24 protein-coding genes are annotated in these 24265 nt (G+C 64.6%); 8 read left to right on the top strand and 16 right to left on the bottom strand.

The window, feature by feature from the left end; all coding sequences use genetic code 11:
* Positions 1–136 precede the first annotated feature (136 nt).
* Complete coding sequence (locus KVT37_RS28530; protein ID WP_217578355.1) at positions 137–346, bottom strand: hypothetical protein; 210 nt, start codon at positions 344–346, stop codon at positions 137–139.
* 270 nt (positions 347–616) lie between these two features.
* Between KVT37_RS28530 and KVT37_RS28525 the strand changes: the two genes are divergently transcribed.
* A complete protein-coding gene (locus KVT37_RS28525; RefSeq protein ID WP_217578354.1) occupies positions 617–2146 on the top strand; it encodes a YifB family Mg chelatase-like AAA ATPase in 1530 nt (509 codons plus the stop codon).
* A 57-nt stretch (positions 2147–2203) separates the two neighbouring features.
* Here KVT37_RS28525 and KVT37_RS28520 read toward each other — a convergent pair whose 3' ends face one another.
* A complete protein-coding gene (locus tag KVT37_RS28520) occupies positions 2204–2791 on the bottom strand; it encodes a TetR/AcrR family transcriptional regulator (protein WP_217578398.1) in 588 nt (195 codons plus the stop codon).
* 30 nt (positions 2792–2821) lie between these two features.
* Positions 2822–3412: a DUF308 domain-containing protein gene (locus KVT37_RS28515; protein WP_217578353.1), complete on the bottom strand. Its 591-nt coding sequence runs from the start codon at positions 3410–3412 to the stop codon at positions 2822–2824.
* Between the two features lie 174 nt (positions 3413–3586).
* On the opposite strand from KVT37_RS28515, the gene KVT37_RS28510 reads away from it, so the two are divergent.
* Positions 3587–4102: a GNAT family N-acetyltransferase gene (locus tag KVT37_RS28510; RefSeq protein WP_217578352.1), complete on the top strand. Its 516-nt coding sequence runs from the start codon at positions 3587–3589 to the stop codon at positions 4100–4102.
* Between the two features lie 130 nt (positions 4103–4232).
* On the opposite strand, the gene KVT37_RS28505 is transcribed toward KVT37_RS28510, so the two are convergent.
* The 11 genes from KVT37_RS28505 to KVT37_RS28455 form a co-directional block, all read right to left on the bottom strand.
* Entirely contained in the window at positions 4233–6398 is a 2166-nt protein-coding gene (locus KVT37_RS28505) for a malate synthase G (protein ID WP_217578351.1), read from the bottom strand.
* Between the two features lie 243 nt (positions 6399–6641).
* A complete protein-coding gene (locus KVT37_RS28500; protein ID WP_217578350.1) occupies positions 6642–8663 on the bottom strand; it encodes a hydantoinase/oxoprolinase family protein in 2022 nt (673 codons plus the stop codon).
* A 297-nt stretch (positions 8664–8960) separates the two neighbouring features.
* Complete coding sequence (locus KVT37_RS28495; RefSeq protein WP_135890305.1) at positions 8961–9587, bottom strand: CDGSH iron-sulfur domain-containing protein; 627 nt, start codon at positions 9585–9587, stop codon at positions 8961–8963.
* A gap of 161 nt (positions 9588–9748) precedes the next feature.
* Positions 9749–10120: an endonuclease domain-containing protein gene (locus tag KVT37_RS28490; RefSeq protein WP_217578349.1), complete on the bottom strand. Its 372-nt coding sequence runs from the start codon at positions 10118–10120 to the stop codon at positions 9749–9751.
* A gap of 129 nt (positions 10121–10249) precedes the next feature.
* Positions 10250–10621: a hypothetical protein gene (locus KVT37_RS28485; RefSeq protein ID WP_217578348.1), complete on the bottom strand. Its 372-nt coding sequence runs from the start codon at positions 10619–10621 to the stop codon at positions 10250–10252.
* A gap of 212 nt (positions 10622–10833) precedes the next feature.
* Positions 10834–11223, bottom strand: coding sequence for an endonuclease domain-containing protein (locus tag KVT37_RS28480; RefSeq protein WP_306797026.1), 390 nt, complete (start codon positions 11221–11223; stop codon positions 10834–10836).
* Between the two features lie 117 nt (positions 11224–11340).
* Positions 11341–11688 carry a hypothetical protein gene (locus tag KVT37_RS28475; RefSeq protein ID WP_217578347.1) on the bottom strand — a complete coding sequence of 116 codons (348 nt, stop codon included), beginning with the start codon at positions 11686–11688 and terminating at the stop codon, positions 11341–11343.
* A gap of 404 nt (positions 11689–12092) precedes the next feature.
* Entirely contained in the window at positions 12093–12602 is a 510-nt protein-coding gene (locus tag KVT37_RS28470; RefSeq protein ID WP_217578346.1) for a hypothetical protein, read from the bottom strand.
* A gap of 40 nt (positions 12603–12642) precedes the next feature.
* Positions 12643–13344 (bottom strand): hypothetical protein, encoded by a 702-nt coding sequence (locus KVT37_RS28465; protein ID WP_217578345.1) that lies wholly within the window; start codon positions 13342–13344, stop codon positions 12643–12645.
* Positions 13345–13379: 35 nt separating this feature from the next.
* Positions 13380–13892: a hypothetical protein gene (locus KVT37_RS28460; protein ID WP_217578344.1), complete on the bottom strand. Its 513-nt coding sequence runs from the start codon at positions 13890–13892 to the stop codon at positions 13380–13382.
* A gap of 112 nt (positions 13893–14004) precedes the next feature.
* Positions 14005–14214, bottom strand: a complete 210-nt coding sequence (locus tag KVT37_RS28455) for a hypothetical protein (RefSeq protein ID WP_217578343.1) — start codon at positions 14212–14214, stop codon at positions 14005–14007.
* Between the two features lie 404 nt (positions 14215–14618).
* On the opposite strand from KVT37_RS28455, the gene KVT37_RS28450 reads away from it, so the two are divergent.
* Positions 14619–15629, top strand: coding sequence for a hypothetical protein (locus tag KVT37_RS28450; protein WP_217578342.1), 1011 nt, complete (start codon positions 14619–14621; stop codon positions 15627–15629).
* A gap of 244 nt (positions 15630–15873) precedes the next feature.
* Here KVT37_RS28450 and KVT37_RS28445 read toward each other — a convergent pair whose 3' ends face one another.
* A complete protein-coding gene (locus tag KVT37_RS28445) occupies positions 15874–16119 on the bottom strand; it encodes a hypothetical protein (RefSeq protein ID WP_217578341.1) in 246 nt (81 codons plus the stop codon).
* A 71-nt stretch (positions 16120–16190) separates the two neighbouring features.
* Positions 16191–17996: a translation elongation factor 4 gene (gene lepA / locus KVT37_RS28440; RefSeq protein WP_217578340.1), complete on the bottom strand. Its 1806-nt coding sequence runs from the start codon at positions 17994–17996 to the stop codon at positions 16191–16193.
* 465 nt (positions 17997–18461) lie between these two features.
* Between lepA and KVT37_RS28435 the strand changes: the two genes are divergently transcribed.
* The 5 genes from KVT37_RS28435 (at position 18462) to KVT37_RS28415 (ending at position 24081) form a co-directional block, all read left to right on the top strand.
* Positions 18462–19559 (top strand): TadE/TadG family type IV pilus assembly protein, encoded by a 1098-nt coding sequence (locus KVT37_RS28435; protein WP_254634318.1) that lies wholly within the window; start codon positions 18462–18464, stop codon positions 19557–19559.
* A gap of 395 nt (positions 19560–19954) precedes the next feature.
* A complete protein-coding gene (locus KVT37_RS28430; protein WP_217578339.1) occupies positions 19955–20641 on the top strand; it encodes a thioredoxin family protein in 687 nt (228 codons plus the stop codon).
* Between the two features lie 89 nt (positions 20642–20730).
* Positions 20731–21015 carry a hypothetical protein gene (locus tag KVT37_RS28425; RefSeq protein ID WP_217578338.1) on the top strand — a complete coding sequence of 95 codons (285 nt, stop codon included), beginning with the start codon at positions 20731–20733 and terminating at the stop codon, positions 21013–21015.
* Positions 21016–21353: 338 nt separating this feature from the next.
* Complete coding sequence (msrA, locus tag KVT37_RS28420; RefSeq protein WP_217578337.1) at positions 21354–22091, top strand: peptide-methionine (S)-S-oxide reductase MsrA; 738 nt, start codon at positions 21354–21356, stop codon at positions 22089–22091.
* 289 nt (positions 22092–22380) lie between these two features.
* Positions 22381–24081 (top strand): phospholipase D-like domain-containing protein, encoded by a 1701-nt coding sequence (locus KVT37_RS28415; RefSeq protein ID WP_217578336.1) that lies wholly within the window; start codon positions 22381–22383, stop codon positions 24079–24081.
* Positions 24082–24265 lie beyond the last annotated feature (184 nt).

The following is a 24265-nucleotide window of genomic DNA, read 5'->3' as shown; positions in this document are numbered from 1 at the left end:
CGTCGCACATCGACGACAGGTATATCTGGATCGACCCGCCCAGCTGCGTGATGGGATAGCGCTCGCCGCATGCTTCGAGGCGCTTATCGTACAGGCGCTGTTGCTTGCGGGTCAGTCGATCGAAGAATCCCGCCTTTCATTTGTCGATGACGGCCTCGGACATCAATTCGTCGCCGCTCGATCCCCAGGCGCAGGCCTGATGCAGCTTGTGAGCCGCCAGGCAGCCGGGCGCGGCCTCGATGTCCTCCACCTGTATGGGCGCGGGTCCGTTCGGGCATCGCGCATCCTCGGCGGCGGCAGGCGTGACAAGTGCAAGCCCGATCAAGATCGCGCAGCCAGTCCGCATATCGAATTCCCCCGTGGCCTCTCCAGGTCCGATCTTGCGTCCGTCGCATCCTAGCCTAATGGCTCCAACCGGAAAACGGCATTCGAGAACTCGGCGCCGAGGTCGACAGATGGGCCTCCAGAATGAGCATTAGCCGAAATCCATCACCTTTGCGGATAGATGTTCCTGTAATGTTCTTGCGCGCTTCGAAAATCTATGGTTGTCTGGATTGTACGCGCTCGCGGCTTGATGGTGGATGACGAGCGCGCTGACGCCGGGGGCTTTGGACAAATGGTGGCGCGGGTTCGCACGGTGGCTTTCCAGGGCATCGAGGCTTTGCCGGTCGATGTCCAGGTGATGGTCGGGCCGGGCAAGGTCGGCATGCAGATCGTCGGCCTGCCGGACAAGGCGGTGGCCGAGAGCCGCGAGCGCGTGCAGGCCGCGCTGCATGCATCGGGCCTGTCGATGCCGTCGAAGAAGGTGACGGTGAACCTCGCGCCGGCCGACCTTCCCAAGGAAGGCAGCCACTACGACCTGCCGATCGCGCTCGGCCTGATGGCGGCGCTCGGCGCCATCCCCGGCGATATGCTCACCGGCTATGTTGTGCTCGGCGAATTGTCGCTCGACGGCACCATCGCGGGCGTCGCCGGCGCGCTGCCGGCGGCGATCGGCGCCAATGCCGAAGGCAAGGGCCTGATCTGCCCCTTCGCCTGCGGGCCGGAAGCGGCCTGGGCGGGCAAGGATTTCGACATATTGGCGCCGCGCAGCCTGATCGCCATCGCCAACCATTTTCGCGGCACGCAGGTGCTGTCGCGGCCCGAAGCCGGCATCCAGCTTGCGGCGCGCGACCTGCCGGATCTGGCCGACATCAAGGGCCAGGAAAGCGCCAAGCGGGCGGTCGAAGTGGCGGCCGCCGGCGGGCACAATCTGCTCATGGTCGGGCCGCCGGGCTCGGGCAAGTCGATGCTGGCGCAGCGGCTGCCCTCGATCCTGCCGCCGCTGGCGCCGAAGGAGCTGCTCGAAGTCTCGATGATCGCGTCGGTGGCGGGCGAGCTCGGCGAGGGCAAGCTGACCGACCGGCGGCCGTTCCGCGCCCCGCATCATTCCGCCTCGATGGCGGCGATGGTCGGCGGCGGGCTGCGCGCGCGGCCGGGCGAGGTCTCGCTCGCCCATCATGGCGTGCTGTTCCTCGACGAGTTGCCGGAGTTCACGCCGCAGACGCTGGATGCGTTGCGCCAGCCGCTGGAGACGGGCGACTGCATGATCGCCCGCGCCAACCATCGCGTCACCTATCCGGCGCGCATCCAGCTGGTGGCGGCGATGAATCCGTGCCGTTGCGGCATGTCAGGAGAGCCCGGCTATCGCTGCCTGCGCGGCGACCGCTGCCGCACCGAATACCAGGCGCGGATTTCCGGCCCGCTGCTCGACCGCATCGACCTCAGGATCGAGGTGCCGGCGGTCTCGGCAAGCGACCTGATCCGGCCGGACAAGGCCGAGACGAGCGCTGCGGTGGCGCAGCGCGTGGCGCGTGCGCGCGCCATGCAGCGCGAGCGGCTGGAAAGACTGGGTGCCGGCGCCACCACCAACGCGCATTGCCCGCCTTCGATCATCGAGGAGATCGCCAGGCCCGATACGGCCGGCCTGACATTGCTCAAGGACGCCAGCGAAAAGCTCGGCTTCTCGGCGCGAGCCTATCACCGGGTGCTGAAAGTGGCGCGCACGCTGGCCGACCTCGACGCCAGCGAGACGGTCGGCCGCATCCATCTCGCCGAGGCGATTTCCTACCGCATGAGCGCGGAGCGGATGGCGCAGGCGGCGTAGTCGAAGGGCGCTCGCGGCCACGCCGGATTCGGCTCTCCGGGCCGAACCTGATTGACGTCAATCGGTCGTGGGGATCAACTTCTGCAGCGTCGGCGCCAGGATCATGCCGAAGGTCAGGACATCGCCATAGGCGCGCGCGGAAAGCATCGCGCCGTGCACGGTCGCCATAAAGGCCTCCGCCTCGACGCGCGGCGCGGCGGAGATGGTCAACGTGCCCTGCGCGGCGCCGCGTTCGATGACGCCGGTCAGCCAGCCCGACAGAAACTGGAAATAGGCCCGGACCCCGGCGGCAATTTCGGGCGGAAGGGCGGGAAGCTCGCTGGCGAGCAGTGCGCAGACGCAGAACGGCCGGCTCGCATCTTCGATGCACTGGGCCCAGAAGCCGGCATAGGTCCGAAGCAGCTCGGGCGGCTCGGGCACGTTGCGCTCCAGCTCCGTCATGCCCGCTACGGCATCCTCGAGGTAGCGCCTGACCAGGGTCTGCACCAGGTCGACCTTGCTGGGGAAATGGTGGTGGATGCTGGCTTTGCGGATGCCGATCACCTCGGCGATATCCGCATAGCTGAAGCCGTTGTAGCCGCCGGCGACGATGAAGGTTCGCGCGGCGGCCAGGATGTCATCGGCAGTGTTCGAGGGCTTATCCATAGACATGCCTAACGTCCGGCGGAGGAAATCTCAACGCGCGGCCTGCGGCGACTTGCGAAGGATATCGCTGACCGACAGCCACACGGCGGACACGAGGAAATAGAAGGCGCCAAAAGCGGCGTAAGGCGCGACGTTGGCGATGCCAATGGCCTCCGCGCCGCCGGCCATCTTGACGAAGAACAGGCCGGCCAGCGCCGATTGGGCGCCGCTCAGGATCATTGCCCACTGGGCGCCGTTGGTCTTCCAGCGACGCAGCGCCGTCAGAAGCTGAAACGCGCCGGAAACAGCGGCCCAGACGCCATAGACCGCGAGCACCGCGTTCATGCTGTGGCCAAGGGCGATGGCGACCGCAATCGCGGTGATGACGCTGGCGAGGAAATTGAGGAGTTGCGACCTGTTGCGGCCGAGCCCGCCGCTGCGCCGCGCGTCGAGATAGTTCGCGAGCGCGTCCCATAAGGGGTAGGCCACCAGCATGACGGCCGCAAGCGGCGGAGCGTCCTTGGCGACGGTGAACGCCGCCACGACCCAGGCAGCCGATACGGCAAACCGCAGATAATAGTAGGTTTTGAGCCAGCCATTCGAAGACTGGGCACGGTTTTGACCGCTGATTTGCGCAGACATGTCGATATCTTTCTTTTGGTTTCGCTACCTACCTACTAGTAGGTAGTTTTCGATCCGTCAAGCCATTTCAGAGTTGGCCATGTACGCCCGCTCGGCAAACGCGCACTGCAGATGCGCATTCGCGCCAGAGCGCGCGCATGATATGGTGGCGCATATCCGCGCGGGGGCGAGGGGATGATTTCAGTTTTGCCGGCGCTGAGCGCCGAGGATTTCGAGACCCTGGCAGGGCTCTGCCGCAAGCTCGCGCAGTGGGATGTCGACGCGTCCGCGCCGCATGGCGTCTCGGCGGCGGATGTGCGGGCCCTCTTTCATCCCGAAACAAGCGGCCCTCAGCTAGCCGCGCAATTCGGAGCGCCGGATGCAATGGCGTTCATCGCGCGCTCCGGAGGCCTGCCGGCGGGTTGCCTCGCCTTCGATCCGTTCGGCGAAGGCACGGTGGAACTTCACAGGTTCTTCGTCGACACTGCCTTTCGGGGGCAAGGCATAGGCCGCGCGCTGATGGGCGCGGTCCTGGCCGAGATCGCCAAAGGCCCCGACTGCACGGTGCTGATCCACACCACTTACTACATGGAACACGCCATTGCCGTGTACGAGGCGTTCGGCTTCAGGCCCTGCGCGCCGTTTCGCGAGACGCCGGCGCATGTCAGGCACACGGACGTCTTCCTGTCGCGGACGAGCCAGCGGGCTTGAGACGATAAAGGCGGCGCGCTCGACGGCGCTCGGAAGATCGTGGCGTCCGGTGCTGTTTGCCAATTAGGCAGGGGCCGACGTATGAGAATGATCGCGGCGGTTTAACGCGACCCTTCTTGCACTGTTCCGTTCAGTCCCGCGCCTTCAGCTCCAGCCGCCGCGCATGCAGCACCGGCTCCGTATAGCCATTCGGCTGGCTCGTTCCTTTGAACACCAGGTCGCACGCCGCCTGGAAGGCGATGGAGTTATCGAAGTCCGGCGCCATCGGGCGGTAGAGTGGGTCGCCGACATTCTGACGGTCGACGATCGCCGCCATGCGCTGCAGCGAATCCCGAACCTGGATCTCCGAGCACACCTTGTGGCGCAGCCAGTTGGCGATGTGCTGCGAGGAGATGCGCAGCGTGGCGCGGTCCTCCATCAGGCCGACATCGTTGATATCGGGCACTTTCGAACAGCCGACGCCCTGGTCGATCCACCGCACGACATAGCCCAGAATGCCCTGCGCATTGTTGTCTAGCTCGCGCTGGATCTCGTCCGGCGTCCAGTTCGGCCGCACCGCGACGGGCACCGACAATATGTCTTCGAGCTTCGCCTTTGGCCGGCTCTTCAGCGCCTTCTGCACGGCATGCACGTCGACCTTGTGGTAATGCGTGGCGTGCAGCGTCGCGGCGGTCGGCGACGGCACCCAGGCGGTGTTGGCGCCGGCCTTCGGATGGGCGATCTTCTGTTCCAGCATCGCCGCCATCAAATCGGGCATCGCCCACATGCCCTTGCCGATCTGGGCATGGCCGGCGAGCCCGCATTCCAGACCGGTATCGACGTTCCAGGCCTCATAGGCGGAAATCCAGGCGGCCTGCTTCATGTCGCCCTTGCGGATCATCGGGCCGGCTTCCATCGAGGTGTGGATCTCGTCGCCTGTCCTGTCGAGGAAGCCGGTGTTGATGAACACCACGCGTTCGCGCGCCGCGCGGATCGCTTCCTTGAGGTTGACGGTGGTGCGCCGCTCCTCGTCCATGATGCCCATCTTGATGGTGTTTTTGGCCATGCCGAGCAGGGCCTCGACGCGGTCGAAGATTTCCACCGCGAAGGCAACCTCTTCCGGCCCGTGCATCTTCGGCTTCACCACATACATCGAGCCGGCGCGGGAATTGGCGCGGCGGCCGCCTTCGCCGACATCGTGCAGCGCGATCAGCGCGGTGATCGCGGCATCCATGATGCCTTCCGGCACCTCGTGGCCGTCGCGATCAGTGATCGCCGGATTGGTCATCAGGTGGCCGACATTGCGCACCAGCATCAGCGAGCGTCCCGGCAGCAGCAACTGGCCGCGATTGGGCGCCGTATAGCGCCGGTCCGGATTGAGCGTGCGGACAAAGCTCTTGCCGCCCTTGGTGATCTCTTCGGCGAGATCGCCCTTCATCAGACCGAGCCAGTTGCGGTAGACGACGACCTTGTCCTCGGCATCCACGGCGGCGACCGAATCCTCGCAGTCCTGGATGGTGGTCAAAGCCGATTCCAGGATGACGTCGGCGATGCCCGCGGGATCGGTCCTGCCGATCTGGTTGGCGCGGTCGACCACGATCTCGATATGCAGGCCGTTCTTGACCAAGAGCACGGCTTCGGGATTCTCGGCATCGCCGCGATAGCCGGCGAACTGCTTTGGGTCGGCAAGCGTCGTGGCGCCGGCGCCCTCGCCGAGCTTCAGCGCGCCATTGGCGACCGAGAGCCCGTTGACGCCTGCCCATTTGCCTGATGTCAGCGGCACGGACTGGTCGAGGAAATCCTTCGCCCAGGCGATCACTTTCGCGCCGCGCGTGGGGTTAAAACCCTTGCCCTTCTCGGCGCCTCCCGTCTCGGGGATGGCGTCGGTGCCGTAGAGCGCGTCATAGAGCGAGCCCCAGCGGGCGTTGGCGGCATTGAGCGCGTAGCGCGCGTTCATCACCGGCACGACCAGCTGCGGTCCGGCGACGACGGCGATCTCGGGATCGACATGTTCCGTGCTGACCGAGAAGGCCGAGCCTTCCGGCACCAGATAGCCGATCGCCTTCAGGAAGCTCTTGTAGCCTTCCATGTCGATCGGCGCGCCATTGGCGCGGTACCAGCCGTCGAGCTTTTCCTGCAGGGCGTCGCGTTTGGCGAGCAGTGCGCGGTTCTTCGGCGCGAGGTCGTGGACGATTGCCGAAAAGCCGGTCCAGAATTTTTCCGGATCGATGCCGGTGCCGGGCGTGGCTTCCTCGGCCACGAAGTCATGGAGCTCCCGGGCAATGCGCAACCCGGCGATCTCGATGCGGTCGGTCATCTGCACGTCTCCAGATAGGTAACTTGCCGGGCCTTTGGCATGTTTGGGGGGCGAGGGTCAATTCGGCTTAGGGTGTAGCATGCCTTCTCCCCGTTCACGGGGAGAAGGTGGCGGCAGCCGGATGAGGGGCGGCGCGGCGTCCCAGAAAGTGGCGATACAGTGAAACCGCATCGGTCGGCGCTGCCCCTCATCCGCCCTTCGGGCACCTTCTCCCCGTGAAACGGGGAGAAGGAAAAAAGGCGCTCACACCGCGATCCGCGGCCGTCCCGACGCCACCGCCACCACATGCGCCTCGATGAACATGCGCTGGCCTTCGATGGTCGAGACCTTGAACTCGGTGGCGACGTCGATCTCGGCGCTGTCGGTGCCGGCGTCTTTCGCGCGCTGGGCGGCGAGCGCGCGCACGTCGGTCTCAGCCGCCTCGATCGCTTTCGCCTCGTCGGTGAAGTCGCGCACCGTCTGGCCGGACGCCAGGCGGAACAGGCCTTCCTTGGGCTGGCTGACGCGGGCTTCGGCCGAGACGCGCACCTGGCCGACCACGGCGCCGAGCGCGTTGGCGACGTCGGTGTCTTCCGGCACGATGCAGCCATTGCCGACCAGCGGCGGCAGGCCGGCATAATGCAGCGGCGCCGAGGCGCCGAGGCCGATGACCGGCCGGTCGAGCGCGACGGTGAAGCGGGCGATGCCGGGATGGGCATCGACGGCGCGCTGCACCAGCGCATGCGCGACGGTCGCCGCACCGTCCAGCCCGTCCTCGGCGAAGGCGGTTTCGAGGATGTATTCGGCCGACCAGCGGGTCAGTGTCACCAGCACGCGCTCGGCAAGGATTTCCGGCGTCGCCGCGATCGCCTGGCCGCGTCCGTCGCGGCGGCGGGAAAACAGCTCGGCGCCGAGGCGGGCGGTAGCGGCGTCCCAGTTCGACTGTTTGCCTACGACATGGGCGGCGTCGGACGGGGTGAAGCCGCAGATATGCACCAGGCCGCGCGCGACGAGGCGATTGAGCGTGGCGTTCTGCGCGTTGGAGCTGAGCAGCCGGTCGAGGGCAAGCGGGGTGGCGCCGATCGTCTCGTAGAGTTTCGCTTCCGGCGCGGTGAGGCCGGCGGCGAGCCGGTCCGGCACGCCGGTGCGCACGGCGAAGCGCCCATCCATGCGGCCAGGGTTCGGCGCGCGCAGCTGGCGCTCCAGCTCCGATGCGACGGCCTCGCCATGCACCATGCCGGCCAGCGCCAGCGGCACCAGGCGGCGCGGTCCAAGCAGGATCTTCGGATCGAGCGCGCCGTCCTCCAGCGCCACTTCGGAATCGCCGCCGAGGCCGAAGGTGCGCATGGCCACCGCCTCGACCATGGTGCGGAAGCCGCCGACGGTGGCGCCTTCCGGATCGAGACGCGGCCGACCGCTGTCGAGCACGGCGACGTCGGTCGTGGTGCCGCCGATGTCCGACACCATGGCGTCGTCGAGCCCGGTCATATGGCGGGCGCCTACAAGCGAGGCGGCCGGGCCGGACAGGATGGTCTCGATCGGCCGCTGGCGGGCAAAGGCCGCCGACACCAGCGCGCCGTCGCCGCGCACCACCATCAGGGGTGCCGCAATGCCGCGCTTGGCGAGAAAGCCCTCGGTTGCCGCCACCAGCCGGTCGATCATCGAGATCAGCCTTGCGTTGAGCAGCGTGGTGAGCGCGCGGCGCGGGCCGCCGAGCTTGGCCGAAAGCTCATGGCTGGCGGTGACCGGCAGGCCCGTCTTGTCGCGTATGAGGTTCCGCGCGGCCAGCTCATGCGCCGGGTTGCGGGTGGCGAAATAGGCGCAGACCGCAAAGCCCGACACCGAGGCGCCGAGTTCGGGCAGCGCTGCCTCCAGGCCGGAGAGGTCGAGCTTGGCGGCATTGCCGTGCACGTCATGGCCCCCCGGGCAGAACACCACAGGATCGGTGCCCAGCGCCGTCTTCAGCCCGTCGCGGGCAAGGTCGGCCTCGGAAAAGCCGATCATGATGAGCGCCACGCGCCCGCCCTGGCCCTCGACCAGCGCGTTGGTGGCCAAGGTCGTCGACATCGAGACCAGCTTGATCGCGGCAGGGTTGGTGCCCGATTTTTCCAGCACCGCATCGACCGCGCCGGAAATACCGACGGCGAGGTCGTGGCGGGTGGTCAGCGACTTCGCCTTGGCCAGCACCTTGCCTTTCGGGCCGCCTTCCTCCGACCACAGCACCGCATCGGTGTAGGTGCCGCCGGTGTCGATGCCGAGGAAGAGGGGTTTTGGTCTGGCGGTCATGGAAAGGTCCGGGCGTGGCTTTGTCGCGAAGCCCTTAGCCGATACCAACGGATGGATAAAGACGGGAGGGATGGGCCAGAGGTGGAAGTAGGTTCCTCGCCCCACGAAGTGGGGAGAGGTGGCTCGGCGAAGCCGAGTCGGAGAGGGGAGCGCCCTACGAAGGCCCCCGCTCCGTCCGCTTCGCGGCCACCTCTCCCCCGCCTTTGGCGGGGGCGAGGAACCCAAGTTTTGAGACGCTGGCGCTGCCCCTCATCCGCCCTTCGGGCACCTTCTCCCCGTGAAACGGGGAGAAGGAAACTACCCCACGAACCCCACCCGCTTGTGGCTCCCGTCGCAAAACGGCTTGTTGGCCGAATGCCCGCAGCGGCACAGGAACACCTTCGTGGTGCGGGCGATCGTATGCCCCGTACCCGTGACGATCTCGGCATTGCCTTCCACTTTGAGCGGGCCGTTGACCGTGGGCGTCACCTTTAGCGGGCCGTCCCGCGCTTCCAGCACCTGCGCTTCCTTGAGCGGCGGCTCGCCGGTGGCGGTGAAACCGGCCTTGATATGGCTGTTGTCGCAGAACGGCTTGTTCTGCGACAGGCCGCAGCGGCAGAGCGTGGCGCGGAAGAAGGTTTCGTCGCCGAGCACGATCTCGGCATGCACCGCCAGCGGGCCGTTTTCCCGCAGGCGCACCGTGTTGACCACCGGCGGCTTCTCCTGCGGCCCGCCATCCTTGCGATGATACGTGATGGCGCCGGACGGGCAATTCTCCGCCAGCGCCACCACCTGCTCGACGCTCGCCGCCTCCGGGTGGATCCATTCGCCCGGCGCGTTGGGCACGAAGACATGCGGGTTGCCGAGCACGCAATTGCGCGAATGGATGCAGCGCTTGCCGCTGAAGGAAACGTCGATCTTCTCGCCTTCGACCGTGCCTGCCATTTGGGTGGGGTCTCCTGTTGGGGTGGAGACGAGGCTAGGGCGCGGGTGAGAGGGGCGTCAAGCTGGGTTTCCCCTTCTCCCCTTGTGGGAGAAGGTGGCTTGGCGCGCAGCGCCGAGACGGATGAGGGGTGCTCCAGCTTGGCCAATACGTCCGGCCGGCATCATCGCCAGGGCTGCAGACTCTCATCGCGCACATAGGCAATGATGGTGTCGCACACCGCATCGAGCTCTTTCAGAACGTCTTCATTCCAGAAACGCAGCACCCGGAAACCCCTCGCCTTCAATTCGGCGTCGCGTTCCTGGTCATGGCGCGACTCCGCATGCTGGCTGCCGTCGATTTCCACGATGAGCCTGGCTTCGGCGCAGACAAAGTCGGCCACGTACCGGCCCATCGGCACCTGACGCCGGAACTTGATGTTGTCGAGACGGCGGCCGCGCAGCTCCTGCCACAGGCGATCTTCCGCCTCCGTCGGCTCGCGGCGCATCGACCGGGCGAAATTGCGTTTGACCGGGGTTACGGGCTGGTGCGGCATGACGGAAGAGTAGCCAATGTTGTGGACTTGAACATCCGGCGTCGCACTCCGCTGGAACACCCCTCATCCGTCTCGGCGCTGCGCGCCGAGCCACCTTCTCCCACAAGGGGAGAAGGGGAAGGGCCCCCCTCACTCCTGCAGGTCGATCTCCTCGGTCTGGCCGCCGCTGCAGGTGTAGCAGCAGTCCTCGCAGGTTTCCTTGTTGTTGGGGCCGACGCCCCAATAGGTGCTCTCGTCGCCGTCGACCCAGGCGCCGTAGCAGATCTTTTCGCCCTCGTTGCAGGAGATCGGCAATTGCTTGGTCTCGCCGTCGTCGAGGTAGAAATCCTTGCCGTCGCCCGGCCAGACATAGTCGCGGTCCTGGCTGTAGAGCTCGACCCGCATGGCGTTGGGGTGGCTGTTCTTGATCTGGAAGGTGACGTCGCCGGCATGGGCGGCGGGCGCGATGAGGACGGCAAGCGAAAGCGCGGCGGCAACGCGGCGCGCGAAGAGAATGGACATGGTAACCCCCGAGGTCGAATCGGCCCCCACGGCCGATGACGGGATGATGGCATGGCGTGGGGCGATGCCAAGGGGTGGGGGCGAAAATAGCTGACCGAATTTGGGGGATTTGGCGCGACTTTCCCTTCTCCCCTTGTGGGAGAAGGTGGCTCGGCGCGCAGCGCCGAGACGGATGAGGGGTGCTCCAGCTTGGCAAAGAGCCCGATGCACCACTACCGCCAGGGCTGCAGACTCTCGTCCCGCACATAGGCGATGATCGTATCGCATACCGCGTCGAGTTCTTTCAGAATGTCGTCATTCCAGAACCGCAGCACGCGAAAGCCCCTGGCCTTCAGTTCGGCGTCGCGCTCCTTGTCGCGACGCGATTCCGCGTGCTGGCTGCCGTCGATTTCGACAATGAGCCGAGCCTCGGCGCAGAGGAAATCCGCGACGAACCTGCCTACCGGCACCTGCCGCTTGAACTTGATGCTATCCAGACGCCGGCCGCGTAGTTCGTGCCACAGGCGGTCTTCCGCCTCTGTCGGCTCGCGGCGCATCGACCGGGCGAATTTGCGTTTGGCCGGGGTTACAGGCTGATGGGGCATGGCGGAAGACTTAGCCAATCTTGGTGATCACTCAATATCCAGCGTCTCACTCCGCTGGAACACCCCTCATCCGTCTCGGCGCTGACGCGCCGATCCACCTTCCCCCACAAGGGGGGAAGGCAAGGGCGCACCGCGCTACTCCGCCAGGTCCACCGTCTCGGTGGAATGCTCGGTGCAGATGAAGCAGCAGGTGTCGCAGGGCTGGTCGTTGTCGGGGCCGACGCCGGCGGAGACCTGGTCGTTGCCGTCGACCCAGGCGCCCCAGCAGATGTGCTCGCCCGGCTCGCAGGAGATCGGCACGGATTTCCGCGCCTTCGGGCGGATGAGGTAGACCTTGTCGTCGCCCGGCCAGACTTTGCCGCTGTCGCGGCTGAACAGTTCCAGCGCCACACCGTCCGAGCGCTTGTTGCGCACGAACACCGACATGTCGGCGGCGAAGGCCGGCGAGGTGAGGAGGAGGAAGGCGAGCAGAGCGCGAATCATGGCGAGGTCCCCATGGGAGTAGAGCACGGGTGGAGTGAGTAATCTCCCCCCTTGTGGGGGTTGAGGAGCGGACGGGAAGCCAATTGCTTGGCTTTCCGAGCTACGAAAGCCCGGCAGGCCAGAGGGGGGCGCTGTCCCGCCGACATTGCAAAGCTTGGGTTCCTCGCCCCCGCCAAAGGCGGGGGAGAGGTGGCCGCGAAGCGGACGGAGCGGGGGCCTTCGTAGGGTGCTCCCCTCTCCGTCTCGGCTTCGCCGAGCCACCTCTCCCCACTTCGTGGGGCGAGGAATCTCGAACGTGCGAGCGCCGCGTTCCTTCGCGCGCCCCTCTGTCCTGCCGGACATCTCCCCCCAACAAAGGGGGAGATCAGCAGTTCCGGCGCCCCGTTCTGAAACGGGAGTGATTGCTACCGCCTCACCACCACATGCGGCGCAAACTTCCGCACCGCGTCGACCAGGTCCTGGCCGTGCACGTCGAGCGACGAGATTTCCATGTGCACGGTGGTCTTGCCGAAGGGCATCAGGCCGAAGGCGTTGGCGGATGAGTATCTGATCTCGTCGGGCGGCTCCTCGGTGAGTTCGAAATTGAGCATGGCCGCGCCCTTGCCGCCGGCGGCGAGGCGCACGCTCTTCACCTTGCTCCACGGCACCAGCACGTCACCGGCGCGGACATCGCGGAAACCGCGCTGGTCCAAGGTCACCTTGACCGAGGTGTCGAAGGCGCCGCGCGCGATGAAGGCGCCGAGGCCGAGGCAGGCGGCGCAGAGCAGCGCGATCCACAGCACATGCCCGCCATCGGCGCCCGAAGCCACGCCCTGCAGCGCGCCGAAGCCGAAAATGCCGCCGATCAGGAACGGCCCGAGGGCGGGAAGAATCTTTCCCGACGGGCTGTTGCGGATTTCGAGCGGCGCGGCCATCGGACGAGATTGAGCCCGGAAACGGTTCGAGTCGAGAGGGCTACACCTCGCCGCCTTGCGCGCCTTCGAGCGGTCTTTCGGCGGCGGGCCGTTCGCGGCAGAAATAGAGCAGCGTCAGCATGATCGCGATCAGCAGGACGGTGAAATAGAGCGACACGCGGACATAGGCCTCGGCTTTTTCCACCGGGAAGGACCGACCCTTGCTGGCGGCGCGCGCCACCATGGTGGCGATCATCGCGTCACGGGAAAAGATGACGTTGATGGCGGTCAACGGGATTATCGAGACGAACAGCAGGACGTTGTAGAATTTCGCCCTCGGCTCGAAGCGCAGCAGCATTGCGCCGCACCAGCTGTAGCAGGCGCTGAAGACCGCCACCGCCGCGAGCTTCAACGGCGTGTTCTCGACCATGAACAGGAACGGCGTGGTATCGCCGGGCTCGGTGAGCTGGAGCAGGTACCAGATGCCGGACCCGAAGCCGAGCGTGCCAAGCAAAAGGTTGGCCCACTGGCGCCGGCCGGGTGGCTCGGTCCGCGCATAAGCCAGCAGCCATTCGCCGATCGAGGCGTTTGCCACCCGCATGAGACTGAGCAGGATCAGCGAAAGGACCTGGCGCGCCGCCCAGGATGTCGGCTGTCCCAGCACGGTCTCGGCAATTCCCGGGAACAGCCGGACGACGAGCACGACGGCTGCATTCACCCAAACGAAGTCGAGGCAAAGACTGACGAACAACAATTTGCGCAAGCTGACCCCCAAGCCGCGAACGATCGCGCCTATCCTTACCGCTCCGGCTTCAGCAGCGTCCAGATCCAGCCGATGAAGGTCAGAACCAGGAACGGATAGCCCAGCGCCGGCAGTGGCGCCGAGGTGGGCAAAAGCGGCGCGCCCCACAGGATCATCAGGACCGAGACGGCGAACAGCACGGCGGCGACGAAAGCCGTGAGCCGCATCCACAGCGCGAAAGTGGCTGGCGCGCTGACCATGACCAGCCCCGCCGCCCACAGCGCGATGCCGCCGGCATAGGAAGGCACGCTGGCCTGCAACCCCGCCGCATTGCCGGCGAGAAGCAGGCTTTCGCCGGCGAGGAAAGTGAGGAAGCCGGCCGCGACGAGGTCGTTGCCGCGCCGCTGGTATTTCATCGTCAGCAGCGCCGCGGCGACGACGACGCCCACGCCGTCGATGGTCCACAGCGTCTCGCGCAGCGCATCGCTGGCGACGAATGTGCCCGCCATGCCCAGCGCGCCGCCGATGGCGAGGCCGATCGCGGCGGCGGTGTCTGAGGTGGAGCGCATGCGATGTCTCCCCAAGCTGGGGAGAGGATACAACGAGGTGGGGGGCTGGTGAAGGGAGGCTCTGACGACTGAAAGGGGGCGACCAGTAGGCCGCCCCAATCCCGTTTTCGAGTTAAGCCGCCGCCGATCCCGGCAAAGGGAAATCAGGGGGAAGTTCTGCCGCCGGCGGAATTTCGGGGAACAAGCGCCCCGCCATCACGTCAGCAATCCGGCCAAAGTTGAGGCCGGGGTAGTAGCCCGAAATCCACGAATACGGGATATTCAGATGACGGGCCAACTTAATGACCGGGACCATATCCGGCGTAACCTTACGGTCGTTCATTTCCTTTCCTTTCGTGAAAGGGTACGACCGAATACCGGTTGACGCCGATTCGCAGATGAATCATTGTCGTCCTGTAAGTGTGACCGAAATCGGTCGCGAGTTGTGACCCGGAACCATTTCCGGGTCAGTTTGGAGACGGGGCATTCCCGCCCCGACCCCACCGCCCAGTGGCGGCTGCTGAAGCTGATCAGGTGTGCAAGACCTCGTCAGATCAGGAAGCGGTCAAGCTATATGGGTTCCATACCGATAACCTTACTTGATGCGCCGTGCGGAGCGAATCTCCACACGGTGCATCCTGTCGGCAATCGGGTCATAATGCAAGCCTTGCGTTTGGTCATATTCACTTTTTGACTTTTCTAGCCTTTTCCTGTATCGAGGCTAGGAAGCTGCGGATGGAGGACAGAATGTCTGACCAGACTGAGACCACTAATGCAGAGACCAAAGGCACGCAGAAGCGCAAGGTTGGGCGGAGCCCCTCTTACCCCTTCATCAGTGTCCAGAAGGCCATTGAGAAAACTAGGGCTCTCTATGACAGGGAGGGCGCCTATGCAGCGCCGCTGTCATCGGCTACAGCCGCTTGGGGCTATAGCGCCAAGAGTAGCGGCGCGCGTCAGACCCTTGCCACGCTTAAATACTACGGGCTGATCGAAGTCCAAGGCGACGGCGACGCTCGTAAGGTCAGGGTCTCTGAAATCGCGCGACGCATTTTGCTCGATACTCGCGAAGATGACACCGAAAAGAAGCTGCTCGTACGAAAGGTCGCTCTGAGCCCAGCAGCTCACAAATCTTTGTATGAGCACTACCCCACGGGGTTGGCCTCTGATGGCTCCGTCGTGCATTTTTTGGTCTTCGATCTTGAGTTCAACAAGGATGCAGCCAATGAACTGCTGGCTCAATTTAAGGAGACAGCCAAATACATCGGGCTATATGAGCCTGATAGAAATGTGGACAAAAATGGCGACCAGAATCACAATCTCGGCGTAGAGAAGCAACCGCCCGACATCAAGGTCGGCAATAGGATTCAGTGGACCAGTCAAGGTGTCGACCAGTTTCCACAAGGTGCGACCGTCCTAGGGTTTTCGGCAGATAGCCAATGGGTCTTTACCGACCAAGGGATGTCGGGGGTTCCGGTAAGCGAGGTCAAAGTCATGGAACCATCCCCTATTCCTCTACCGCCAACGCCTCCTACGCCCCCGACGATGCCGCAGCATCTTTTTGATGCTGTGATCAATCGACCCGGTCTGCCCGCTCTGGCTGTTGAAGTGAAAAAGGGTTCTCGAAAGGCCGTTTTCCCCGTAGACGAAGGGGACGTAACGCTAATTTTCCCCGAGAACATGAGCGCTGAAGGGCTGGCCGAACTTGGCCAGTATCTCGATATCTTTCTGAAGAAAGAACAGAAGAAGGCGTCGCCTTGAACCGGCGCCGGGATCAATTCTCCCGGCGCTACCAATATTTGATTCGACTTCGGTCTGAGATGTTACTGAAAGAGATCGGCTGTTGCTATCCAAACAGAGGATACGACATACCGAAGTTTCAGAAACTGGTATTTTTGAATAGATCCTCTGGATATCTTTACATCTAAAACGTTACGCCAACTCACGGCGTGGAGATCCGGCGCCCGCTGAGCTGAGGCAGCGAGAGACGCTTTCGTACTTAAGCTCAACTAACTCGCGTTCCGTCGACGAAGATATTGCGTCGAACAAGTGACGGCCGCGTCTTCGTCTCAATCCGAATGGAGAAGCCTTTGAGGATCAGGCGAATTGCCTCTTCCTCAGTTCGAACAAGGACCTCGTTCTTTTTGTGATGTTTGATGTTCCGAGCCTCAGGATCGCCAAGAACGAAGAGACCGCCTTGTTGGGCTGGCGGCCATTTTTGGCCATCAGAAGTCAACCGATAGATACGCATTTGCCCCTCCCCGATATTATCGCAAAGTCACAGTCGGCCGATCATTCGACTGGCTCGGCAGAAATCGCCCCTCAATCCCCCATCTTCAGCGCCTGGATAAACGCCTCCTGGGGAATGTCCACCTTCCCAAACTGCCGCATCCGCTTCTTGCCCTCTTTCTGCTTGTCGAGCAGCTTGCGCTTGCGGGTCACGTCGCCGCCGTAGCATTTGGCGGTGACGTCCTTGCGCAGCGCCGAGATGGTTTCGCGGGCGATGACTTTGCCGCCGATCGCGGCCTGGATCGGGATCTTGAACAGATGATGCGGGATCAGCTCCTTGAGCTTCTCGCACATGGCGCGGCCGCGCTTTTCGGCCGCCGTGCGGTGCACCAGCATGGAGAGCGCGTCGACAGGCTCTTCATTCACCAGGATCGACATCTTCACCAGGTCGCCCTCGCGATAGTCGGTCAGGTGATAGTCGAAGGAGGCGTAGCCCTTGGAGATCGACTTCAGGCGATCGTAGAAATCGAACACCACCTCGTTGAGCGGCAGGTCGTAGGTCAGCATGGCGCGTTTTCCTACGTAAGAAAGATCAGCTTGGATGCCGCGCCTGTCCTGGCAGAGTTTCAGGATACCGCCGAGATAGTCGTCGGGCGTCAGGATCGTGGCGCGGATCCACGGCTCCTCGATCGCCGAGATCTTCACCACGTCGGGCATGTCGGCCGGGTTGTGCAGCTCCTTCACCGTGCCGTCATTCAAGAGCAGCCGGTAGACGACGGAAGGCGCGGTGGCGATGAGGTCGAGGTTGAACTCGCGCTCCAGCCGCTCCTGGATGATCTCCAGATGCAAGAGGCCGAGGAAGCCGCAGCGATAGCCGAAGCCGAGCGCGGCCGAGGTTTCCATTTCATAAGAGAAGCTGGCGTCGTTGAGGCGCAGCTTGCCGACGGCGGCGCGCAGATCCTCGAAATCGGCGGCGTCGACCGGGAACAGGCCGCAGAACACCACCGGCTGCGCCGGCTTGAAGCCGGGCAGGGCCTTGGCCGTCTGGCGGCGATCCTCGGTGATGGTGTCGCCGACGCGGGTGTCGGCCACTTCCTTGATCGAGCCGGTGAAGAAGCCGAACTCGCCGGGGCCGAGCTCGTCGACATTGACGCGGGCCGGCTTGAACACGCCAGTACGCTCGACGAGATATTTCGCGCCCGTGCCCATCATGCGGATGGTCTGGCCCTTCTTCAGCACGCCGTCGATGATGCGCACCAGCACGATGACGCCGAGATAGGCGTCGTACCAGCTATCGACCAGCATGGCCTTGAGCGGGGCATTGATGTCGCCCTCGCGCGGCGGCGGCAGCTGGTGGACGATCGCCTCCAGCACATCCGGCACGCCAAGGCCGGTCTTGGCGGAGATCATCACGGCGTTGGAGGCGTCAAGGCCGATCACCTCCTCCACCTGCTCGCGGATGCGCTCGGGCTCGGCCGCCGGCAGGTCGACCTTGTTCAGCACCACGACGATCTCGTGGTTGTTGTCGATGGCCTGGTAGACGTTGGCCAGCGTCTGCGCCTCGACACCCTGGCTGGCATCCACCACCAAGAGCGAGCCCTCGCAGGCGGCGAGCGAACGCGACACCTCATAGGCGAAGTCGACATGTCCAGGCGTGTCGATGAGGTTCAGCACATAGTCTTCGCCGTTTTTGGCGCGGTAGTTGAGCCGAACGGTCTGGGCCTTGATGGTGATGCCGCGCTCGCGCTCGATATCCATCGAGTCCAGCACCTGCTCCTTCATGTCGCGCTCCTCCAGCGCGCCGGTGAGCTGGATCAGCCGGTCGGCAAGCGTGGATTTGCCATGGTCGATATGGGCGACGATGGAGAAATTGCGGATGTGGTCGAGGGGGGTGGTCATGGCGCGCGCTTTAGCAGGGGCGGGGGGAGCGGGCAAGCGGCGGGGATTTTTCCCTTCTCCCCGTTCACGGGGAGAAGGTGGATCGGCGCGCAGCGCCGAGACGGATGAGGGGTGCTGGCCGGAGCGCGGCGCTATCTCCCCCCTTGTGGGGGAGAATGGATTTTCACGGTCTTAGCCGGAGCACTTCGCGGAGGCTAAGTCGTAGAAAATCCAAGAGAGGGGATTTCGTAGGGCGCGGAGCCTACATTTCGTAGGGCGGCGCCTTTCCCCTCACTTGCGATTTCTAACACTTAGCTTCGCTAAGATGTTGAAATCGCTTTCTCCCCACAAGGGGGGAGATAGAGCCCCCATCACATCCCGCTCACGAAATATTCAAAACCGCTTAAACAATCATGCACCGCTTTGGCGGATGCTTCGCCTCCGATGATAGACCGGCACATTGCCGAGACGACGAAGGCCCCGAAAATGTTCAGTTTCGCCCGAAAATTCAGCCCGGCCGCGCTGGCCGGCGCGGCCAGGCAACTCCTTGCGTGCCGCGACGGCTCGATGATGCCGATGATGGTGCTGCTGACGATCCCGATCGTGGCGGCGGTCGGCTTTTCGGTCGACTACACCTCGGCGGTGACGACGCGAAGCGACATGCAGAACGCGCTCGACGCCGCGGTCATCTCAATCACCACGCTGCCGACCACGACGGCGCTGGCCGATCGCCAGACGGCGCTGCAGCAGGCCTATGCGGCCAATGCCGGCCAGGGCACCGCGACGCTGACCGGCGTCACTGTCGCCGCCGACGGCACGGCGACCTTCACCGCCACGGCAAGCTATCCGATGCCGACCAGCTTCATGCAGGTCGCCCGCATCAATACGGTGCAGGTCGGCGTCGGCTCCTCGGTGCGCAAGACGCCGGCGCTGACGCAGACGACGTTCAAGATCGACAAGGCGTCCGGCTGGTGGAACAAGACGGTCACGCTCTACGGCACCCAGTTCGGTCAGACCACACCGCAGAAGCTGATGCAGATCAACTATGCCTACAACAGCGCGGGCGACCCCAAGGGCTACGGCACGACCACCGTCTATACGGTCAGCGGCAACAAGCTGACCCAGGTGCAGCAGCAGGTCTGCAACACGAGCAAGGTCAAGAACTTCAACAATGCCCCGACCGGCGCGATCCTGCAGACCGACAGCAACGGCACGAATTACCAGACGACTTGCACGACCTCGCCTTCGAACGGCACTGGCGCGGTTATCGACGTCAGCCTGATGGACCAGCTGTACCTGCAAATGGACGTGCCGTCAGGCTCGCCGAGCGTGCTCAAGTCGAACGACCCGACCACGTCGAACCGGCTGTTCATGGGCACCTCCGACACCAACGCGACCGAAGTCGCAAACGGCCAGACAGTGGATATCTTCACCGCGGTGCCCTGCGGCCAGCCGAGCACGCAGGCCTGGGAAGACGGCGGCTCGTCGGTGCCCGAAACGGTTGTCAACGCCGACTTCTTCTACACGGTGATAGGAAAGTGCGATTATAACCAGCGCCCGTCGGAAACGGTGCTGACGCAGTGATGGCTGATCTCTCCCTCGTGGGGGAGATGGCCGGCAGGCCAGAGGGGGGCGCTGTCCCGCCGGCGTTTCAAGGCCTGGGTTCCTCGCCCCCGCCAGAGGCGGGGGAGAGGTGTCCGCGAAGCGGACGGAGCGGGGGCCTTCGTAGGGCGCTCCCCTCTCCGTCTCGGCTTCGCCGAGCCACCTCTCCCCACTTGGTGGGGCGAGGAACCTTTATCTTGCAGCGCCGCGATCCTTCACTGCCCCGTCTGTCCTGCCGGACATCTCCCCCGCAAGGGAGGAGATTGGACGTCGCGCCGGCCTTCGCCAATCTCCCACATCACAAACCGGTGAGCCTGTAACGAAGCGCTGCGGCCCGGCGAAATGAGAGCATGACCCCGCTACGGAGACTGCTTCCCATGACCGGATTGAAGACAAGCCTGATCGCCGGCGCGATGCTCGCCGCCACTGTCGGCGCGGCAGCCGCGCAGCCGCTGACCGTGGTCGAATTGTTCACCAGCCAGGGCTGCTCGTCCTGCCCGCCGGCCAATGCCAACCTGATCAAGGTCAAGGACCAGCCGGGCGTGCTGGCGCTGTCGTTCAACGTCACCTACTGGGATTATCTCGGCTGGAAGGACACGTTCGGGCGCAAGGAATTCACCGACCGTCAGGTGACCTACGAGCCGTCGCTCGGCCGTGACGGGCCGTTCACGCCACAGGTGGTGGTGAATGGCCGCGCCGATGGCGTCGGCGCCGCGGCGGGCGAGATCCAGGGCCTGATCGCCAAAGGCGGCCACCCGCAGGGGCCGGAGCTTTCGCTCGGGCAAAGCAAGGTCAGCATCGGCGCCGGCAAGGCGCCGGGCGGCGGCGCCGACATCTGGCTGGTGCGCTACAACCGGGGTGTCGTCGAGGTGCCGGTGGCGCGCGGCGAAAACACCGGACGCACGCTGCCGCATGCCAATGTCGTGCATGCGCTGACAAAACTCGGCAGCTGGAACGGCCAGGCGACGACGCTGCCGCTGCCGGCGGCCGGCGGCGGCTTGAGCACCGCCGTGCTGGTGCAAGGTCCAAACGGCGGGCCGATCCTGGCCGCCGCCACCAACTGATTTTTTGTCCCTCTTCGCGCGGGGCCGCACGAACGCGGCAACGCTTCACCAAGGCCCGCATGCGCGCGCCAAAACCCAAGGAGACTACCATGACCAAGTACCTCACCCTGCCGGCGCTCGCCTTCGCGCTTTCGGCTTCGGTCCTCGTTGCCGGCGCCCGCGCCGACGACACGACCAACGCCATGAAGCCGGCCAATGCGATGGCGACGGACGCCATGAAGCCCGCGACGGACGCGATGAAGCCGGCGGACGCCATGAAGCCCGATGCGATGAGCACCCAGGCGATGAAGCCTGCAACGGATGCGATGAAGCCGGCGGATGCGATGAAGCCTGCCACAGATGCCATGAAGCCGGCGGACACCACCGCTCAGTAAGGTGAGCTTGCAATCCGCTCTCGTCGCCGGCCGGCGAGGCAATCGCATAGGGCGGCGCAGCCCCCGCTCCGTCTCGGCGCTGCGCGCCGAGCCACCTCTCCCCCGCTTTGCGGGGGCGAGGAAATGCCAGCCGGCGGGCGCGAGGAAATGCCAATCGCCAAGGGCATGGCCTTTGCAAGCCTGGGTTCCTCGCCCCGCCAGAGGCGGGGAGAGGTGGCTCGGCGAAGCCGAGACGGAGAGGGGAGCGCCGTTGGCGGTTACACACCGCCGCACGGCAAAGTGAGAACCCCGTGGCGGCTTCGTTCGTATATAGTGGAACAAAAACAAGGAGACCCAACATGACCGGCATTGAAAAGAAAGCCGCGCGGCGGCCATTCCTTGCCAAAGGGGCGCTGGCGGCGCTGGTGCTCAGCGCGGCCGCGGCCGTGTTCTGGCAGAGCCCGGCCCGCTCGGCCGAGGACGCGGTGGTGATCCCACCGCCGGCGATGGATGAAAAGGCGGCGAGCGGCACCGAGAAGGCGATCTTCGCCGGCGGCTGCTTCTGGGGCGTGCAGGGCGTGTTCCAGCACGTCAAGGGCGTCAGCAAGGCGGTTTCCGGCTATACCGGCGGCAGCGCCGAGAACGCCGTCTACGAAGTGGTCGGCACCGGCCGCACCGGCCATGCCGAATCCGTCGAGATCACCTACGACCCGTCGAAAGTGACCTACGGCCAGCTGCTGCAGGTCTATTTCTCGGTCGCGCACAATCCGACGCAGCTCAATTACCAGGGGCCGGATTCCGGCACGCAGTACCGCTCGACGATCTTCGCCGAGAATGACGAGCAGAAGAAGGTGGCCGAGAGCTACATCGCCCAGCTCGACAAGGCCAAGGTGTTTTCGAAGCCGATCGTCACGACGCTCGAAACCGGCAAGACCTTCTATCCGGCCGAGGATTATCATCAGGACTTCCTGACGCTGAACCCGACCTATCCCTATATCGTCTACAACGACCTGCCGAAGATCGAGAATTTGAAGTCGCTGTTCCCGCAGCTCTACAGCGAGAAGCCGGTGCTGGTGCTCGCCTCCAGCAAGAGCTGACGAGCGCCGGTCGGGCCGGACAAAGGTGGGGCGGATGGTTCGTAAGGCCATCCGCCCCTTTGTTTTGCTGGCAAACAGACTGCAATGTGAAGCAGTTCATAGAATTATACTTGACACTGCAAAACATTGACATCCGATCTTCTGCCGCCACATAATCATCGCCGTCACCTTTCGACAAATTCTGTTTGGGCTGATCCGGGGAGCTTGCTTCCGGCGCGGATTTTGTTGGCTGCATTGTTGTTGGCTGCATTCGCGGGCCGGACATGCCGGCGCCGCATAGGAGGTAGAGATGGCCGTCAGCATAAAGGTTTCCGTCTACACCAACGGCGACGACGCCTTCGTCGCCTGGGCACCGAGCGACTTCATCGCGGGATGTCGGGGCTTCCTTCTGGAGCGCGGCCGCAAGGTCGGCGCGACCGAGAAGATCGAACCGGTGGAGAACCGCGTCGGCTTCACCAAGGACAAGCCGAAATCGGGCGACCACAGGCCGTCCGACGTCTGGCCGTTCCAGCGCTTCAACTGGACCGACCATGCGGCGGACGTCGGCAATGTCGTGCGCTACCGGGTGACCGCGATGATGAGCGCCGGCCCCGGCAAGCCGCTGACCAAGGGCGTTTCCAGCGACTGGACCGACTGGGCGACGCTTGCCACCGACGCCGGCGGCGGCTTTTCCTGCTACTTCAACCGCGGGCTGGTGCTGTCGCAATTCGTCGCCCGCTACATGGCGAAGAACAAGCTCACGCCTGCGGCCTTCAAGAAGAGCCTGGAGACCAATGGCGACGCAAAGTTCCGCGCCTTCCTGGAAGGCGATCTCGGCCTGCGCATGGTCGGGCTGACACAGCTTGCCGGCGACGAATTGCATGCCGCGCTCTACGAGCTCGCCGACGCGACGCTGGAGACGGCGCTGATCGGGCTCGGGCCGCGGCTGCATCTCATCCTCGCCAACGGCTCCGACAAGAGCGGCGACGGCAACGCCGCGGCGCGCAAGAACCTCAACGACCACGGCATCGCGACCATCGACCGGATGCTGAAATCCAAGGGCCTCGGCCACAACAAGTTCGTCGTCGTGTCGGAGGGTGGCGAGCCGAAGATGGTGTGGACCGGCAGCACCAACTGGAGCACCACGGGCCTATGCACGCAGGTCAACAACGGTCTTCTGATCGAGGACGCGGCGGTCGCCGAGCACTACCGCAAGCACTGGGACCTGTTGAAGGACGCTTCGCCGCCGGTCACCGACCCGGCCAATTTCACGCCGGCGCTGATGGCCGACAACAATGCCCCCAAGACCTTCACGGTCGGCGGCGCCAGCACGACCGTCTGGTTCACCCGTACCTCGAACGGGGCCGACATGGACGCGCTGCGCGACGTCATCAGCTCGGCCAGGCAGGCGGTGCTGTTCCTGATGTTCACGCCCGGCAAGCAGGGGCTGCATACGCTGGCCGGCCAGCGCGCCAAGGAGAAGGGCATGTATGTGCGCGGCGTGGTCTCGACGCTGAGCGCGGACGAGGGCGGCACCGAGCAGAATTTCCTCGACATCGACCTGGTGAGCAGCGACCGGACATTCACGCCGGACCGCTACGCGGTGGCGCAGCCGCAAGGCCTCGACGCGCCGCTCGGGCCGTGGATCGCCGAGGTCAACCGGCGGGAGTTCCTGTCGCAGATCGGCCACGCCATCGTGCACTCGAAGATCCTGGTGACCGATCCGCATTCAGACGACTGCGTGGTGGTTACCGGCAGCCATAATTTCTCGGCGCCGGCGAGCAAGCAGAACGACGAGAACCTGGTGATCATCCGCGGTCACAGGAAGCTCGCCGCCGCCTATGCCACCTATGCGATGTCGGTCTACAGCCACTACCGCTACCGCTCCTACATCCGCGAGATGCAGGCGCAGGGCAAGACGCCGTGGAGCTATCTCGACGACGACGATCAATGGCTGAATACGGAGCTCAGGACCAAGGCGCAGGAGATCGCGTTCTGGACGGCGACCTAGTTCCCTTCTCCCCGTGAACGGGGAGAAGGTGCCCGAAGGGCGGATGAGGGGCAGCGCCGGCGTTTGGAGTTGGCGCGCCTAGGGGATGGATATTCGCATAGGGCGCCCCCCCTCTCCGTCTCGGCTTCGCCGAGCCACCTCTCCCCCGCCTTTGGCGGGGGCGAGGAACCCAAGTTTTCCGAGG

Origin of the sequence: Mesorhizobium sp. GbtcB19 (genome assembly GCF_019091085.1) — a bacterium.
GTDB lineage: Bacteria > Pseudomonadota > Alphaproteobacteria > Rhizobiales > Rhizobiaceae > Mesorhizobium.
Note: the sequence above shows the minus strand (reverse complement) of the source record. Positions and strands in the feature narration are given on the sequence as shown.